Genomic DNA, 17,625 nt, shown 5'->3' on the forward strand with positions numbered 1-17,625 from the left:
AAGCCGCGGCAGCGCGCTCTGCGCTGCAAGACAAAGGCGCAAGAGAGTTTCATCTTGGGGAGAGTAGGATGACATTGACGACCAGAGCGCGACGGACATTCCTTCGGGCGGCCCTGCTGAGCACAGCGCTGTCAGCGACCACGGCTTTTGCGCAGACGGCGGATACCGCCGCGCAGGAAGCAGCCCCGGATGACGATTCGATCAAGGAAATCGTCGTTACCGCGCGGTTCCGCACGGAAACGCTGCAAGACACCCCGATTGCGATCAGCGCGGTTTCGGCCCAGTCGATCGAACAGGTCGTCATCACCGACGTCAACAGCCTGCAACGCCTGCTGCCCAACGTGCAGCTGAGCCGCATCAACTTCAGCGGTCAGGCGCTTGGCGCGTCAATCCGCGGGATCAGCTTCGCCGACCTGGAAAAGACCTTCGACCCCGCCATCGGCGTGGTGATCGACGGCGTGTTCCTCGGCACCAACACCGGTGCCAATATCGACTTCGACGATCTGGAGTCGATTGAAGTACTGCGCGGGCCGCAGGGCACCTTGTTCGGGCGCAACACCATCGGCGGCACGATCAGCGTGCGCCACACCCGCCCCACGGGCGAGCTCGGTGGCAAGTTCAAAGCGCGCTACGGCAGCTTCAACGCGCTCGATCTCGAAGGCGTGCTCAACCTGCCCCAGATCGGCGATGCCCTGTCGATCAAGCTGGCGGGCCTGCGTCGCACATCGGATTCGCCGACGATCAATCGCTACACCAACGAACGGGAAGACGGTCGCGACATCTACAACCTCAGCGCCACGGCGCTGCTCGAACTCGGCGACTTCACCGCTCTGGCGAGCGTGGCCTATAACAAGGACCGTTCAAGGTTTCCGACCGCGATCAACCTGACCCGCGCCTCCGGTCTTCCCTTCGGTGCTGGCGGGAACATTTGCGATTACACCAATGCGATCGGCCTTGGCGATCTGGGCTGCGACACGCAAGGCGCGGTCCGGCAAGCGACGGAGAACTTCCGCCTCGCCAACACCAGCATCCCGTTCGAAAGCTTCTTCGAAGGCTGGGCCACCAGCCTTGAAATGAACGCCAAGCTCGGCAATTTCAATCTGACGGCGATCACCGGCTTCCGCAAATCCAACGATCAGCTGCTCGAAGAAAACACCGGGACACCGCCCGTCTCCTATACCGGGGTGCCGGGAGCGGGCGTGCCGCTGTTCGTGGCCGCGCGCGATCAGGACTACAAGCAGTTCAGCCAGGAAATCCGTATCGCCGGCGATCTCACCGACTGGATGGATATCGTGGCCGGGGTCTATTACCTCAACACCAGCTATTCGATCCAGCCGAACCTGTTCAACGGAACGCGCGGAGGGCTTGCCTATCTCGCCGTGCCGTTGTTCCCGCCCGCGGTACCCGCACCGACCTTGATCAATGTGCCGATCCAGAGCGCGACGGCAGCGCAGGATCTCAGGTCTTTCGCGGTGTTCGCGGAATCGATCTTCAAGCTGAGCGACACTATCCGCCTGACCGCAGGCGGGCGCTACACGATCGAAACCAAGGAGTTCGAGCTCAATCAGACCCTCGCGGTGCCGTTCAGCGCGGATGGCAAGAAGACCTGGCGCGATCCGACCTGGCGCGTGATCCTCGACTGGAAGCCGACCGACGATACGCTGATCTACGGCAGCTGGTCACGGGGCTTCCGCTCCGGCGGCTGGAACGGCCGCGCCACCACCGCCGCTGCGATCGGACCCTATGAGCCGGAAACCGTCGACAGCTTCGAAGTGGGCGCCAAGACCGAATTTGCCGATGGCAAGATTCAGCTCAATGCCGCCGCTTTCATCGTGAAGTACAACGACAAGCAGGAAGAAATCATCCGTCCGGCCGCTGGTGGCGGGACCGAAACCATCGTCGATAACGCTGCCAGCGCGGAGACCAAGGGGGTCGAGCTCGAACTGATCGCCAGGGCCACGCCTGAACTGACGTTCCGGGCCGCAGGGGCTTACCTCTCAGCCAAGTATGACGACTTCCTGATCCCCGATCTCGCCAACCCCGGCCAATTCGTCGACATCACCAATGTAGCGAATTTCCGGCGGGCGCCGAAATGGACGGGCAATGTCGGTCTCGATTACGACAAGGCATTGGATGATCGCAACAGCATCAACTTCAACACCAACCTTGCCTACCTCGATGACTTCTTCACCTCGCCGCGGCGTGACCCGACCGGGCGCAACCGCGATACCATCGCGGCGCATACCACGCTCGATGCCTCGCTCGCGTTCATCCACTCGGGCGACAGCTTCAAGCGGCTGCGGATCGCCGTCTATGGCCGCGATCTGCTCAACAAGGGCAACCGCATCACCAACACGCTCGATGCCGGGGTGTTCTACTTCGGCGTGGTCAGCGCCAACCGCGAAGGCGGCGTGGAGTTGAGCATCGAGTTCTAATGCAACGCGGCCCGGACGTTCGCGTCCGGGCCCGCCTTGCGCACCGGAAGGCGGCAGATGGACACGCAATCCCGAATGGCGCTGGCGGCGGACAAGCTCGAATGCGCCGAACTGGTGGCCCGCATGGCGCGGGCGATTGACCGGCGCGATGCGGCCTTGCTGGCCAGCCTGTTCCACCCCGACGCGACCGACGATCACGGCCTGTTCAGCGGCACCGCGACAGAATTTGTCGCGTGGGTCATGCCCTTGCTCGCGACGATGAAGCAGACCCAGCACGTCATCGGCCAAAGCCTGATCGCGGTCGAGGGCGAGCGCGCGGTGGGGGAAAGCTACTTCATCGCCCACCACACGCTGGCCGGCCCGGATGGCGATCTGTTCATGGTCGCGGCCGGACGGTACCTCGATACCTTCGAGCGCCGCGACGGCGTGTGGAAGGTGCTGCGCCGTCACGCGGTCTATGACTGGAACCGCACCGGCCCCTCCACCGACAATTTCGACCGCGCCGATCCCGGCCCGATGGCGTTTGGCCGGGCCGACGGCGAAGACCTGTCCTACGCCTATTTTCAGGCCATCGGCGCAGCTTAGCCCCGGCGCCGCATGTCGGCCGTCAGGCCTGGTGGATCGCCTTGACCACCATGTAGCTGTCGAGCCCTTCGGGCCCGCCCTCGCTGCCGAAGCCGGATTCCTTCACCCCGCCAAACGGCGCATCCGCGACCGAGATCGCAAAGCTGTTGATCCCGACCATCCCTGCCTCCAGCGCGTCACCCACCAGATTGGCGGTGCGCAGATCATTGGTGAAGGCGAAGGCGGCCAGCCCGAACGGCCCGCGATTGGCTTCGGCAATCGCCGCGTCGAGCGTGGCAAAGCTCCGGGTGACGGCGACCGGACCAAACGGCTCGGTGTTCATGATCGCAGCGTCGTTGGGCACATCGGCGAGCAGGGTCGGCTGGAAGAAGAACCCCTCACCAAAGGCCGCACCGCCCGTCAGCAACCGGCTGCCATGCGCGGTCGCATTGCCGATCAGGCTGGTGAGCGCCGCCGGGCGGCGCGGGTTGGCGAGCGGACCCATCTGCACCCCCTCCTCCAGCCCGTTGCCGACCTTGAGCCCCGCCGCCCGCTCGGCAAAGCCGGTGAGGAAGGCCTCGTAAATCCGCTCCTGCACATAGAATCGTGTCGGTGCGACGCAGACCTGCCCGGCGTTGCGAAACTTCTGCGCGACCAGCACATCGAGCACCTTGGGAAGATCGACATCGTCGAACACCAGCACCGGCGCGTGGCCGCCCAGCTCCATCGTGATCCGTTTCAACCCGTCCGCCGCCAGCCGCATCAACTGCTTGCCCACCGCGGCCGAGCCGGTGAAGCTGACCTTGCGGATCACGGGAGAAGCGATCAGCGTACGGCTGATCATGTCGGGCACGCCGAACACCAGCTGCGCCGCATCGGCCGGAACCCCGGCGTCCAGCAGGCAGCGCATCAGCGCCGAGGATGAGGCCGGGCATTCCTCCGCAGGCTTGGCAATCACCGAACAGCCCGCCGCCAGAGCGGGTGCGAGCTTCTTGGCGAGCATGTAAACGGGGAAATTCCACGGCGTAAACACCGCCACCGGGCCGACCGGCTGCTTCAGCACCATCGCCCGCTGACCGGTGGGACGCACCAGCACCCGGCCATAGGCGCGCTTGGCCTCTTCGGCGTAGAAGTCGAAGAACGAGGCCGCGCCCATGATCTCGCCCAGCGCTTCGGCCTTCGGCTTGCCCTGTTCTGTGGTGAGCAGCACCGCGATGGTATCGGCACGTTCACGGATAAGCGTCGCCGCCTTGCGCAAGATCGCCGCTCGCGTGTCGACATCGACCATGCGCCACGCGCTGAAGCCCTGCTCGGCGGCGGCGAGGGCCTCTTCAAGATCAGCCGCAGTCGCGACCGGCAGATCGGCAATGCCTGACCCGAACGCCGGGTTGAGCACGCGCAGGGTCTCCCGCCCTTCCCCACTGCGCCAGTGGCCATTGATAAAGAGCGCAAGATCCGAAGCATATTCCTGGGTCATGGCCGGTCCTGTTGGTTGGGGCACTGCGATCATCCTCGGCCTAGCCGATGAACGGAGCCAGGAGACCTGTGCATTTTGCACAGGCGATCCGGCGGGCACCTGTCAGAGAGGATAGCTTGCACGCCCGGCGGCGGCGGGGCTACGGTGCGGCATCAGTGGCAGAGGGGCTTCCGATGACAGTCAGCGCACAGACGGACCCTAACTCGCAGTCGCACAGCTCCGCCAATCCGCCGCCCATTGCGCCCGAGCTGGCAGCGCTCGACAAGAAGCTCGGCAAACTGGTGGTCAACCGCTTCACCTACCGGCTGCTGCGGCTGGTGGGACGGTTTATCCGCCCGCCGTTCGATCCAGCCGGGGTCAGCCTTGCATATGACCGATCCGGGGGTGAGCGCATCGCGATCATCACGCCCGAAACACGCAGCGGCGATGGCGCGCTGATCCTGTTTCACGGCGGCGGCTTCGTGTTCGGGCGGCCGGAGGACATTTTCCCCAAGGCGGCCCTGTTCGCCAAGACGCTCGGCGTGCCGGTGATCTGCCCCGCCTACCGCCTCGCGCCCCAGGCCCCCTTCCCCGCCGCGCTCGATGATGGCCACGCCGCCTGGCACCGCGTCCTCGCCCGCGCCGAGGCGTTGGGGATCGACCCGGCCAAGATCGTGATCGGCGGCTACAGCGCGGGCGGCGGCCTTGCGGCCAATCTGGTGCACCGATTGCACGATGAGGGCGGCCCGCAGCCCGCTGCACAACTGCTGATCTACCCGATGCTGGATGATCGCACCACGCAGCGCCGCGAACTCGATACCCCGCGCCACAGCATCTGGAGCAACGCCAACAACCGCTTCGCCTGGCCCGCCTATCTCGGCGGCGAGCGCGATGCGCAGGCCCTGCCTTACGCCGCCGCCGCGCGGCGCGCGGACCTCTCCGGCCTGCCCCCGGCGTGGGTGGGCGTTGGCAGCTGCGACCTCTTCCTCGACGAGGTGCGGGACTATGCGCGGCGCCTCGCGGAATCCGGCGTGGCGGTGTCATACGAGGAAGTCGCAGGCGGGATCCACGCGTTCGACATGGACGCCAACCCGCTAGCGAGCGCCTTCACCGCCTTGCAGATGGACTTTGCGCGGCAGCACGTGGCCTGACCGGCTTTGGTGCAATATTTCGGAGAATGGGGAGCGGCAGCGCTGGCGCGGGTAAAGGCTACCTTCGCCATCTGAACGCTTGACAGCGAGCACGAGCGAAGGGGGTCCTTCCGATGCTAGCTTATTGGCCTTTCCTAAGCACCTGGGTTCTGGACCGCTACCTCCCCAGAGGCTTTCGTTGGCGGCCCTCGCCCAGACCGTCAAGGCCGATGTCGGAGACCGGATGAGCGCCAACCTCGTCCGGTCTCAGCCCGGAGGCGTCGAAACGATCGGGCACCCGGTGGGGTGGGGTGCCGGGGCCGGTATCCTGCACCTCTATGACGAGCGGGCGGGCATGGCCCACGCGCCAGTCCGTCGCATATGTATCTGCATTAAATCATATGCTTGATTTCCGAAGCACAACAATTCTTGGTGAGCTTTTTGCAGTATCCTTTCCGTCTCGGCCGACTTTCGATTGTGTCATTCGGTCTGAGAGAGCTCAGATCGGCGAACAGGAAAATCAGAAGGCAGGCTCGTGTTTCTTGCGCGCAGGAGACAAATCCTACCGCACGCGGGCTCAAGCGGTGGTCCGAGTATTGACGAGCGCTGTGGGATGTTAGAAAGCGCCGGGCAGCGATTCCGCATCGGCGATTTGCGGGTATAGCATAGTGGTAATGCACCAGCTTCCCAAGCTGGCTAGAGGGGTTCGATTCCCCTTACCCGCTCCATCGCCCTGACCGCCCCAGCTGATTTAGCTGCTGGCCGAGACGATGCTGGACTATGCCGTGCTGACCCGAAGGGCGGCCGAGATGCCAGTCGATCTCCAGCACCACCTTATCGCGCATGACGCATGGCAAAGGCGGGGAAGCTGTCTTCATCGCCGCGGCGGATCTGCGCTTCCAACAGCGCAATCGCAGCATCCACATCGGCGTTGGTGTTCCCCGTTGCCTGCGCCAACTTCAGACCATGATAGAACGTCGCGGGATACTCGGTCGTATATTCATAGACCCGGGGATCGTTGACCGGCAGATCGAAGCTATACCATGGTTGCCGCGCGATATCGGCGGGCAGGCCAAGAACCTGCGCCATCTGCCGCCAATCACTGAACCAGCGCCCTTCAAGGCGCGCTGGCAGATTGAGGAAGCAGAACGGACCGCTTGCCAGAAAGCGCCGCGCCTGGAACCGTTCGGCAAAGGCGATTTGCAACTGCGACCAGCGCGGATCGGGATGCAATCGCCGCCCCCAATCCAGCGTGTAGGCAATGTAATTGACGATCGATCCCGTGTAGACGCCGGGTCGCTGCCCGGTTCGGATCGATGGCCAGAATGTCGGGTTGGGTTCGCTGTCGTAGGCATTGGCTTCCCAGAACATCCCCAATTGCCCCATCCCCGGCACCGCGAGTGCCTTGACCGCGCGGTCGAGATTGGCAGATAGAATTGCGTCGAAACGGTCTGCCGATGGCAACCAGTCGAGCCCCGGCACGGAGCGGAGCAAGGCATAGGCCAGCACCAGATCGCGCATGGACCACGCCCAGTCGCGGCCCTGATCCTGATCTATCAGCTTGCCGCTGGGCCCGCGATAATCGGGGGTCACGGTATTCAGCACGGTGCACGCGGAAAACACCTGCTCCTCAATGAAAAACGGGTGCAATTCGGATAGCAAAGCCGGAATGAATGACGGGCACGGGCGGTGTGCGTTGTCGATCTCCCATTCGAACCGCATCCCGGGGCTTACGCTGATGATCCTTTCCTCGGGATAGTTCTGATAATATTGTTGAACTTTCAGCGGCAAATTGGGCTTATCGAGCAGCAGCGGCAAGCCATCGGGCCCGCGCACATGCCAAGGGATTGATGCCGCGGTCAGCCCGTAATTCATGGTAACGCGGCGCATCGCTGCGCTGCGTTCAATGAGGTAGCGCGCCTGCCGGTGGACAATCGGCCCCACTTCGTCGCGCAATCCTGTGGTTCCCATCGCCGGCGTGAGCCCGCCCTTGTCGAGCGGGGTATAGTCCGGGACCGGGTCCATATAGGACCATTCCGATGGGGCTTGCAGCCTTGGTCCGATGCCCCACGGCAACAACAAACCCTGGGCTTGCCAGCGGTTCAATTCACGATCGGATACCGGCCAGGCGCGCGATGCGACGACCCAGCGTTGGAAGTCGCCATGGCCGTAGAGCGGAAAGCTGCGGCCAAACACGCTCGCCGGATAGGTGACCGCCGGGGTCTCGGCCGCCAGATTGGTCCAGCGTTGCCGCTCCACCACCACCACATCAAAGGGCTTGCCATCCACCGGAGATGCCGGTTGCAGATACCAGATCAGCGCCCATGGCCCCTTGCGCAGGAACACCCGCACGGTGTGCAGCCCCGCCTGTTGCCACAAGGCATCGGGATCATCGGCGGTGAAGATTGTGTCGCCAAGGCGGACGGGCGGCGCGCCAGCAGCGATGGCGGGATCACGCGGGATGGCTCCGCCCCGGGTCTGGACTTGCGCGCGCAATGGCAGGGACGCGGGGCCGGACGAGAGAAGGCCGGGTGCAAGCACTGCTGCCGCTCCGCTGGCCATCATCAATCGGCGAGACATCATGCTAGGTTTCCCCCGTAGAGCGCCCGGCTCCGTTCCGATACGGCACGCTACATCACCGCTGATGGTCTTGCTACCGAACCAGACTATCTGACCCAGAAACGGACAGGGTTCGCATGGCACTCAATCTGACGGCCCTGTTGGCCATTGGGCAGCCGCCGACTGGGGCGTGTCACCGCAAAGTTCGGGCTGCCTCTGAAGCACGATCGCATCACCTTGCGACCTGATAGAGCGGGAACGGGCAGCTTGGCACTTTGACCACGGGAAGGTTCGCCTCGGCCCATTGCGCTCGTGCGCGGTCTCTTGGAAGCACGTAATTGACGCGCCACGCGGCAACAAACGCGCGGCTGCCGGATGGGTCTAGCCGCCCGTCTGCCATGTTGCGCGGTTCCATCATGGTCGCAAATCCGCCGAGAGCCCCGGCGCGGGCGGCAAAGGCGTCATCGCCCAGCACCAAAATTCGCGCCCGCGGGGTATCCTTCACGCAGGCTTGCAGCGCGCGCAGATCGTCGGTTGCATCGAAGCCCGCCCATCCCGCGCTATCCATCTGACCCGCGCCCACGGCGTGGACGATTTCCATGGTTATCAATGCGGCCAGCGCCAAAGCCACGCTTCCAAAAGCCAACCGCGCGACAAGCATGCGCTGATAAAGCGAGCGCGCCTGCGCAAGGCCCCAGCATCCTGCTGTCAGCAGCCCGGCCCAGATCAGCGCTGCGAAATAGCGGTATTCGAGATAGCCCGTCAGCACCTGCGGCGCCAACAGCAGCGCGGTGATCACCGTAAACAAGGTGAGCACTGTAAGGCCATCATCCCCGCGCGGTCGGTCGCCCGCAAGGACCGCAAGTGCCGTAGGGGGCGCCAGAAACGCCGCGGCAGTAAGCCCCATGACTGTCGCCAGCAACGCCGCAAGTGTATAGACATACCCCCACACATTGGCCGCTAACTTCGCAGCCCATGCCGCAGGATCATCGGCCAGCCCCGGTTGCGGCGATGGCCACCAATCGGTCACAAAGGCGGCCGGGTCCAGAGTGGTCGCAATCGCGCTATTGTCGGTCGCAAACACCGTGCCGAAGGTCGTGAGTGAATAGGCCACCCACGGCGACACAGCGACCGCCGCCGCTGCCATGGCTGTCAAGGCACGTTTGGGACTGCGCGTCAGCCACAGGATCATCGCCGTGGCAAGCAGCGGTAGCAGCACCGCATCAAACCGGTTGAGCACGGCAAGGCCAGCAAGGAACCCGATCCGCGCCGCGCCAGCCAGACTGATCCGTGATCCTTGCAGCAGGCCGCTCAGGATCAACGCAAACAGCAGCAATTGGAGGGGAATTGTGCGGCCCGCCCCCAGTTCGGCGAGAAGCATGCTGGGCCCAAGCAGCCCGATCAGGGCCGCCCCCAGCCCGATCCACGCCGCGCCGCTGACAGACCGCCCAATCCGTTCCGACACCAGGGCAAACCCGGCAAAACAGGCAAACGACAGGTACAGCGCGGTCCGTGGACCAGTACCAAACAGCGCATCGGCAAGGGCGAGCAGGGCGGGATAGAGTGGCGGGAAGCTGGCAGAATACTCCGACGCGCTGGCATAGCTGCGCCAGTGGTTGAAGCGGTAGAAATCGCCGAACACCGTCTGCGACAATTCGTACAGCGCCCAGGAATCGGGGGAATAGGGCGGGAAGACGATCATGCTCGCCAACAGCGGTGCCAGCACAAGCAGCAGGGCCAGCAACGGCCAAACCAGCGCAGGCTGCCCGCGTACCGCATCGTCGGGCGTGTAGCCGCCGGTCGCGGCGATCACGGTTTCCTTCAGCAGCGCAAGTTTGGATGCAAAGCCGCCGATCTTGGTCGGCACCTTGCCATCATCGGGATAGCGCCGCACCACCGGCACATGGGCGACCTTCAGCCCCAGCTGTCCGGCGCGCACGGTCAGGTAGAACAACAGGTTATAGACCTGAAATTCGTCGCGGAACGGGCGCACATCGGGGTGCGTGAGATAGTGCGCGGAATAGGCGCGGAAGCCATTGGTGGTGTCGGTAAACCAATGTCGCCCCGCAAGGCTGAGCACCGGCGCGTGGATCAGTCGGTTGGCGATGGTGCGTTCCAGCGGGGTGTTCTCCGCCGCACCGCCAGGAAGATAGCGTGATCCCTGAACATAATCGCAGCCGTCCTCCAGCTTGGCGACCATTGCGGCCACCGCCTCCACCCCGTCCTTGCCATTGCCGTCGATGGTGACGATCCCGGCGTAACCCTGCCGCAGGCACCAGGCATAGGCCATGCGCAGCTGCGCTGAGAGCTTGCCCGGTCCGGTCTTGGTCAGCACCGCGCGCACGCCTGCACCGGTCACGAAGTCGGCATCAAGCGAACCATCGGTCGACCCGCCATCGGCGATGACCACATCCACCGGCAGACGCGCCGCCTGAATGCGCAGCAATTGGCCGCGGATCCTGTCCCCCTCGTTGATGACCGGAATGACCAGTGCATAGAGGTGCTGCCGCTCGGCATAGACCGCGGCTTCGTGAGCGGGCACCGCCCAATCGCTATCGTCGAGAATTGGCGGGAGACGCAGGGTCATGGCGTTTCCAGTTCGGCGGCGAAGACAACGAATTTGCTCAGAGCGAAGTTCACGAAAAATGATCCGCCCGCACCGGCCATCAGGATCGCCAGCGGATAGGCCCCGGCCAGCGCACGGTCGAGCAGCGCGACAATCGCCACCCGCACCGCCAGCGTGGCGAACGCGACCAATGCATAGAGCCCCGCACGCCGGGCCGAAAGGGTGCGCGGGCCGGTCTGGAAGCTCCAGGTCTGATGGATGACGTAATTCGCACTCGCCGCCAGCGTGAAGCCGATGGCAGCGGCCAGCCACAGCGGCACGCCAAGCCCGGTGTGCAGGCCAAAGGCGATGGCGAGGTCGATCACCACCCCCAGCACTGTCACGGTGAGGAAGCGCAGCAGTTCGGTCATGGTGCACCTTGTGCCAGATAGCGGGCGATGCCTGCGGGCAGTCGGGGCAAGGCGGCCGTATCGACCGGAGCATAGACCTGCGCGGTGCAGGTGGCGGTGCCGATATCCGATCCGTCCAGCACCTCAAGCGTCAGCCGGGTTGTGGCGCCCGCGGTGACAGGGGCCACCAGCGACACAAGTGCGGTGTTGCCGATGCCATAGCGGGGGAAATCGGCCCAGCGATCGGTCTTGGCGGCGGTATCGGGCGAAGCTTCGGTCACGGTCAGCATCGCGCCGCGCCCGGAAGCAAACGGCGGTTGGCGGGTAACGCGGACAGAGGCCAGCCCGGCGTCGGGCGCTGAGATGTCGAGTACAAGGGTGCTGCGCGACGGGGCGGAAACCCGGCAGTTCGCGGCGGCGGTGGGCGGCATGGCCGTCTCGGCGCGCACCCACAAGACCTGCTGATCATTGCGGGCAATGGGCGTGTAGTTTTCGTGCAGCGCCCGAAAAAATGGCCAATTGGCGCGGCGTATCCACCCTTCCCATCCGCTGTAATCCGGCGCGATGGTGGTGACGGCGGCGACCTTGCGCTCACCCACCAGAGCGGTGAAGTTTGCCCGGTTGGCTGCGCCCAGTGCGTGGATCAGCGATCCGACAGACGCAGGGCTTTCCACCCCGGCGGCGATATCCAGCGGCGAGGTATAGACCGACAGCAAGCGCCGATCCTGCGCGATGCCTTGTGCGTCCCAGGTCTGCGCCAGTTGCCGCATCGCTGCCAGATCCGCGGCATAATCGGGCGTCACATGGAAACCGAGCGCTGCGTCATACGTGGTGCGGTCCGTGTTGGCACGGATCGTCGCAAAGCGCGCCGCTTCGGTTCCGACCATCGCCAGCGCCGCCACACCAATCGCCACGCCGACCAAAGCCGGTGAGGTGCTTCGCAACACTGGCTTGGCAAGCCCGAGCAACACGCGCTGGCCGACGATCAGCGGGGCGCAGAGGCCCAGCACGAAGGTTATGGCGGTGTATTCGGCCCCGATGTGTCCGCCGATCTGCGGGATCAGCGCGGTGCCGATCACGCTTGCGCCGACGACAATGAAGGCGCTCCCCCGCACCGGCGCGCTGCGGTTACGCAGGCGCTCGATCATGGCCCACAGCACACACAGAGTCAGGACAATAAGGCTGGCGGTCGAGAGCAACTCCCCATGGCGCAGGATATTGGTGAGGTCGCCAAGCCCAAGGATCCTCGTGCTGCGCTCCCACGGGGCGAAGAACCAGAACTGATCACCCGCGACATCGCGGAAATTGTATTGCAGCCAAGGCCCCGGCGCAGCGTGCGTCACCGCCATCAGAATGGCGCCTGCCGACACCGTGACACCAACCCCGAATGCCGCCAGCGTCCGCATCAGCAATCCGAGCCGCCGACACAACGCCGTCACCAGCCCCAAGGCCAGCGCAATGACCAGCGGAATACCCGCGTCATTCGACCACAGCAGCCCCGCCCCTGCGACCAGCCCCAGCGCCAGGCCACCCTCCAGCGCCCGGCCCCGCAACAGCACCCGGCGCACCAGCACGACAAAGAACGGCAGGACGATGAATGGCAAAAAGCCCCGCAAGGGCCGCAGCGACACACCGGGATCGAAGGTCGCAGGCCAGCGCAGGCCGATGGCCTCGGCCACCAGCGGTGCGGCGTAGTAGAACACGCAAACCAGCACCACGGCCGCCTGCCACCGCGCGCGCGGGGGCACCGCCCGGATCAGCCAGATGGTGGCATAAGCGGAGCCAAAGGCGCTCGCCACAACCGCGACATGCGCCGCCAGCGTCGAGGCGAACAGCGTCTGGCCGAAGGCAACAAACACCGGCAGCAAGGCCAGCACCATTGTGATCCCGAGATAGGACTGGAACGCCGTCCCCAGCTGATCCCCGTCAGCAAAGTGATCCAGCGCAAACCACGTCTGCAGCGCCCCGTCGATCGAATTGAGGCTGTGGTCATACAGCAGCACACCGCCGCGCAAGGCGCAGATCAGCGCCGCCAGCCCCGCCAGCACCCACCATCCGCGCCCATCCGCCTTTGCCCGCAACCGATCAGGCATAGGCCAGCCCGAAGACGAAACCCGAATTGAGGGATGCGAATTCGGGCGCTGTATCCTTCACCGCTTCAAACAGGTCATAAATATTGTCGATCTTGCCACCGAGGATCGAGATCACCCGGCTATCATCCGGCTTCTGGTGGTAAAGGATCGGACGGCCATCGTCCGCCTCGTTCTTGATCAGGATGGTCTTCACTTCATAGATCGACCGGCGATAGGTCGCCCCGGCGAGGCAGGGCAGATAGCGCTGGGCATCGCGCTGCATGAAGGCAAAGCGCGTTTCGGGGTCCAGACTGGCAAGATGGCGATAGGGATCGCGCCGCACCGGGTCATCAGCCCAGCTTTCATGCGGGGTATAGCGCACATGGGTGAGCGAATAGAGGCTCTCCGATGGGTAGGGCATCGTCGAGAAGAACGGCCCATCCATCACCGTGACGCCGATCTTGTCCAGCTCGCGCGGGGGCTCGATCAGCGCCAGTTCGGCGATTTCGTGCTTCAGCCGCGCACCGGGCAGACCGGCCTTGGCCAGCACCGCATTGATCTGGGCATAGGTGATGTTGAAGGCATAGCGCGCGGTCACTTCGCTGCCATCCGACAACGCGACCACCACGCTGCTGCGATGGTCAGCAAGGCCGACCAGCTCGGTTTCCAAGCGGACCTCGATCCCGGCATCGGCCATGCGCGCGGCGACCTGCTTGCCGAGGATCGCGTGATCGAAAGCGACTTCGAAACAGGCGAACACGTCTTCGACCATGTCGGGATTGAACAACGCCCGGTGGCTCGGCATCGCCGGTTCGATCGGGGCGCCCATGTCGCGAAACATGCGGTGGAACTTCTTGGCGGTGACCTTCGAGCGGCGCCGGGCGATGGCGTAGAGCATCTGGAAATCGCCCACCACAGCTTCCGGGAAATCGGCGAGGAACCGCCGGTGCAGCAGCATGGATTTGACCGCCGTGGCGGCGGATCGGGGATAGTGAAACCCGGTATGCACCCGCGCCTGATTGACCCTGGAGGCCCGGTCCATCAGCCGTGGTCCCGCTTCCACCACCAGCACCCGCGCCGAGATCGAGCGCAAATAGAGCGCGAGGCAGCAGCCATAAAAGCCGCCGCCGATCACGACATAGTCATATTGGGTGGCGGGGGCCTGCGGCATCAGTCCGCTCCTGCCGGGCCAGCGCGGACATCGCTTTCCACTTCGACATTGAGATCAAAGGCCACCTGCTGGAACAGATCGATGCGGTTGACCTCCTCTGGCACGATCCCGCCCTTCAGCCGCCGCTGCTGTTTCAGCAAGTGTTGCAGACCAAGGCTGAGGCCTAGCGTTGACATCCCCATGAACACCGCGCTGACCGCCAGCATCGCATTGGTCGTCAGCCAGCCGGGTGCCAGCGTGTCCACAACGATCAGCGCGCCGACGATGTAAGCGGCATAGGCCAAGCCCAGCAGCGTCAGGATGGTCGATGACAGCGCCACCACCGAAAGGATCGTGGGCGTCAGATAGACCAGCAGCGTCTGCAGCAGCTGCGCCCGGCGCGCCAGTCCCATAAAGGCTGTGCGCCCCGGCACGTTGCGCGTCGTGCGGAACCAGTCCAGCGCCAGCCGCGGATCGCGCGGGGGAAAGCGCAGCGCAAGGCGCGGCTCGTCATGCGCAAGCAGCAGGTTGAGCAGCGTGCGCGGAACGGCGATGGATTGAAAATCGCTCGGATCGACATTGAAGCCCGCCAGCTTGCCCAGCGCGATGAATGGCCATGCCAGCAACCGCTTCACCGGACGGCGGACCGCGCGAAACGCCATCGTCACGGTATTCTCGCGCTCGGCATGGGCCAGGAAGGCAATCAGATCAATGTGCACGATCTCGTCGAGATTGCCGATCACCACCAGATCGCCAATCGCTTCCTCGGCGCCGATCACCCGGCGGTCGTAGTATTCGGTTCCCCGGCGCACCACGAACAGGCGGCAATTGGGCACCTCGGCAATCAGCGGGAGGAAGGCCTCGCGCTGGGTATCGTCGACGACCAGGATGATCTCGCGGAAACGGAACGCGCGGTCGAGCGTCGCGGCGACCTCGCGCAAGGCTGCGAAGGTGGTGGGACTCGCCGCCAGCTCCGAGAAGCACACCGACACGACCATGTCCTCGCGCGGTTTCTGGAACTGGCTGGCGTCAGGTTCACGCATGGAGCGCCCCCTCAACCTGATGGGCACCCCGATAGGCCTCAACCAACCGCGAGACGGCGCGGCGAACGTCGGCAAGGCCCTGTGGCGGGCGCTTCATCTCGATCGACACCGCCTTGGTATAACCTGCTGCGCGCAAGCCTGTGAGCACCGGCACGAGCGCCGCAGGATCGGCCGGGGCCGGAGCCAGATCAGGCTCGCTGACATGGACATGATTGAGCCGGGGCGCGAGGGCCGGCAGGCGCGCGGGCACGCTGGCGAAGCTGGCGTTCATGTGCATCGCTCCCAGATCAAGGATCAGCGCAATGGCGGGGTGATCGACCAGAGCGACAAACGCCTCTGCCTGCTCCAGCGTGGTGAGGAAGTTGGTGCCATAGGCTGCCGGATTGGCTTCGATCGTGATGCGGGTCCCTGCGGCGGCAGCAGCATCGCCCAAGCGGTGAAACACGTCGGCGGCCTCCGTCATGGCAGCCTCCATCGCCATTTCGTCCGGCACGCGGCGCTGGGCGGGGGAACCGAACACCAGATTGGGAATGCCGAACTGCCCCGCCAGCGCGATGGCGCGGTGCATCCCGGCCTCGAACACGGCGCGCGCCTCGGCTCCGTCGAACAGGCCCGCGCCGGTCACGCCGAACAGCAGTGATTGCATCGACACCACCGATAGCCCCGCATCCGCCGCTTCGCGCAAAGCCTCGCGGGCGCTTGCGTTGTCGGGCACAAAGGGATCGTCGGCCGCGTGAAAGAAGATACCCGGCGCGATTTCGAGACCTGTGATCCCCGCTTCGGCGAGGATCGCATAGGCCTCCAGCCGCTCCTCAACGAGCCACGCGATGTTCGACACGGCCAGCCTCACGCCGCTGCCCTTTCGCTGGCGAAGAAGGCGGTGAGCCGATCAAGTGTCGCGGCGGCGCTGAACTGATACGGCCCTTCAGCCCCCCACAGGGCGGAATGGCGGGTGCGCATATCTTCCCGGTGCAGGCGTGCGGGCGTGTCCGGCATGGGCCGCCCGGTCAGTCGCGCATGGATCGCGGCGGCAGTCAGCGGCTCTGCCACCAGGTGCAGGTGCGACAGCCCGGCATCCAGCGCGATGCCGATGTCCTGCCACAGCCTATCGATGGAATAATACTGGTAGGTCGTGTCCGGATGATGGAACTGGGTGGCCGATGCGCCCAGCGCTTCCACCGCATCCTCCAGCGCCGCACGCCGCCGGTCGGCATTGAGCGCCGCGCGGTCAAGCTTCAGCAACCCCGTGACCGCATCGGGCGCATACAGCGACGCCGCCCACGCAGCCAGCGCGGGATCGAGCGCGGTCAGCAGCGCATCGCGCTTTGCCTCGGTCAGCAGCGATGGGACCGGGTTCATGAGATCGAACAGGAAATTCTTGCGCAAGCCGTGCCCGAACAATGCGGGCAGGCGGACTATCAGGCTGCTGGCGAAATGGTCTTCGACAAAGGCCTCCAGCGCGCGGCGATGGCGCCCATAGGCGAGGTCCTGCTGGAAGGCCTGCGTGCCTTCGTCATTGCCGCCGGCAAAGTCCGCCAGCACGGCAATGGAGGAAATCAGCACGAACCGTTCGGCCCGGATCGTGGTCAGGCGCGCGATCAATCCGTCGATCTGCGCGGCGTCACGCTCTGGCGAACGGTTGGCTTCGAGCATCGAACCCGGCGCGGCGGCGCAGACCAGCGTGCCAAATGCCTGCCCTCCGATATCGGCAATATTGGCGCTGTTGTAGTAAGCATCAAAGCGGGCCTGCCGCAGCAGCGCGCCGCCGACAAAGCCGGTGTAGCCTATCAGGCCGGTTTCATGGTGACCACTTCGAGAACGTTCCATCGCGTCTTGTTCCCGAAGCTGCTGATAGGCTTGCGGCATTGGTCTTTTCGATCACACGGAGGCAAGGCGGCTGCTATCGTCACGGCCGCGTGCCTTTGCTGATAACTCAGATTGATATCCAGAAGGTTAACCAAACTTCTGTGAGCTCGGGATGCGCCCGGCCAAGCAGAACTTCGCCGTCCCCCCAGAAGCGGACATCAGCGGGGTCGGGGCCCGATCCCAAAATCTGCATGGCCGGTTTGGGCGGAAACAGAGTTCCCCCTTATGGTGGGAGAGAACCAATGCTGGTGGTGCACTGCGACCCGAAGCCCGGCGAGGTGCTGGTGCCAGCGGCAGCACCGCCCGCGCGCAGAAAAATTTCTGCGGTGGGCGCTGTCCGGTTTTTCCGATGCTTGCTGTTTTCACCCCATGGCGGCGCCACCCTTGCGCCGCGA

Annotated in this window: 12 protein-coding genes and 1 tRNA gene; 4 read left to right on the forward strand and 9 right to left on the reverse strand. The window is 64.6% G+C overall.

From position 1 onward, the window contains the following. The first annotated feature begins 68 nt into the window (after positions 1–68). Both ACLBKT_RS11115 and ACLBKT_RS11120 read left to right on the forward strand, forming a co-directional pair. Entirely contained in the window at positions 69–2,435 is a 2,367-nt protein-coding gene (locus tag ACLBKT_RS11115) for a TonB-dependent receptor (protein WP_410182982.1), read from the forward strand. Positions 2,436–2,492: 57 nt separating this feature from the next. Continuing rightward, complete coding sequence (locus tag ACLBKT_RS11120) at positions 2,493–3,020, forward strand: nuclear transport factor 2 family protein (RefSeq protein ID WP_410182983.1); 528 nt, start codon at positions 2,493–2,495, stop codon at positions 3,018–3,020. A gap of 22 nt (positions 3,021–3,042) precedes the next feature. Here ACLBKT_RS11120 and ACLBKT_RS11125 read toward each other — a convergent pair whose 3' ends face one another. Next, the gene (locus ACLBKT_RS11125) at positions 3,043–4,476 is read right to left on the reverse strand and encodes an NAD-dependent succinate-semialdehyde dehydrogenase (protein ID WP_410182984.1); all 1,434 of its coding nucleotides are present in this window, start codon (positions 4,474–4,476) and stop codon (positions 3,043–3,045) included. 173 nt (positions 4,477–4,649) lie between these two features. Here ACLBKT_RS11125 and ACLBKT_RS11130 point away from each other — a divergent pair, with 173 nt between their 5' ends. Together ACLBKT_RS11130 and ACLBKT_RS11135 are read left to right on the forward strand one after the other, a co-directional pair. Beyond that, positions 4,650–5,606, forward strand: a complete 957-nt coding sequence (locus tag ACLBKT_RS11130) for an alpha/beta hydrolase (protein WP_410182985.1) — start codon at positions 4,650–4,652, stop codon at positions 5,604–5,606. Positions 5,607–6,239: 633 nt separating this feature from the next. Further along, positions 6,240–6,313: transfer RNA gene (locus ACLBKT_RS11135), tRNA-Gly, on the forward strand. 106 nt (positions 6,314–6,419) lie between these two features. On the opposite strand, the gene ACLBKT_RS11140 is transcribed toward ACLBKT_RS11135, so the two are convergent. From ACLBKT_RS11140 to ACLBKT_RS11175, 8 genes are all read right to left on the reverse strand, one after another. Beyond that, on the reverse strand, positions 6,420–8,168 hold the full coding sequence (locus ACLBKT_RS11140; protein WP_410182986.1) for a hypothetical protein: 1,749 nt from the start codon (positions 8,166–8,168) through the stop codon (positions 6,420–6,422). A 208-nt stretch (positions 8,169–8,376) separates the two neighbouring features. Further along, positions 8,377–10,731 carry a glycosyltransferase family 2 protein gene (locus tag ACLBKT_RS11145; protein ID WP_410182987.1) on the reverse strand — a complete coding sequence of 785 codons (2,355 nt, stop codon included), beginning with the start codon at positions 10,729–10,731 and terminating at the stop codon, positions 8,377–8,379. Next, positions 10,728–11,120: a GtrA family protein gene (locus ACLBKT_RS11150; protein WP_410182988.1), complete on the reverse strand. Its 393-nt coding sequence runs from the start codon at positions 11,118–11,120 to the stop codon at positions 10,728–10,730. Before ACLBKT_RS11150 ends, ACLBKT_RS11145 begins: the two co-directional genes overlap by 4 nt. Further along, positions 11,117–13,192 carry a hypothetical protein gene (locus ACLBKT_RS11155; RefSeq protein ID WP_410182989.1) on the reverse strand — a complete coding sequence of 692 codons (2,076 nt, stop codon included), beginning with the start codon at positions 13,190–13,192 and terminating at the stop codon, positions 11,117–11,119. Before ACLBKT_RS11155 ends, ACLBKT_RS11150 begins: the two co-directional genes overlap by 4 nt. Continuing rightward, the gene (locus ACLBKT_RS11160; protein ID WP_410182990.1) at positions 13,185–14,342 is read right to left on the reverse strand and encodes an NAD(P)/FAD-dependent oxidoreductase; all 1,158 of its coding nucleotides are present in this window, start codon (positions 14,340–14,342) and stop codon (positions 13,185–13,187) included. Before ACLBKT_RS11160 ends, ACLBKT_RS11155 begins: the two co-directional genes overlap by 8 nt. Then, positions 14,342–15,364, reverse strand: a complete 1,023-nt coding sequence (locus ACLBKT_RS11165) for a hypothetical protein (RefSeq protein WP_410182991.1) — start codon at positions 15,362–15,364, stop codon at positions 14,342–14,344. The genes ACLBKT_RS11160 and ACLBKT_RS11165 overlap by 1 nt, the downstream gene beginning before the upstream one ends. Beyond that, positions 15,357–16,214, reverse strand: a complete 858-nt coding sequence (locus ACLBKT_RS11170; RefSeq protein ID WP_410182992.1) for a sugar phosphate isomerase/epimerase family protein — start codon at positions 16,212–16,214, stop codon at positions 15,357–15,359. Before ACLBKT_RS11170 ends, ACLBKT_RS11165 begins: the two co-directional genes overlap by 8 nt. Then, positions 16,211–17,191 (reverse strand): hypothetical protein, encoded by a 981-nt coding sequence (locus ACLBKT_RS11175; protein WP_410182993.1) that lies wholly within the window; start codon positions 17,189–17,191, stop codon positions 16,211–16,213. Before ACLBKT_RS11175 ends, ACLBKT_RS11170 begins: the two co-directional genes overlap by 4 nt. Positions 17,192–17,625 lie beyond the last annotated feature (434 nt).

Origin of the sequence: Erythrobacter sp. W302b, assembly GCF_046452395.1 — a bacterium.
GTDB lineage: Bacteria > Pseudomonadota > Alphaproteobacteria > Sphingomonadales > Sphingomonadaceae > Erythrobacter.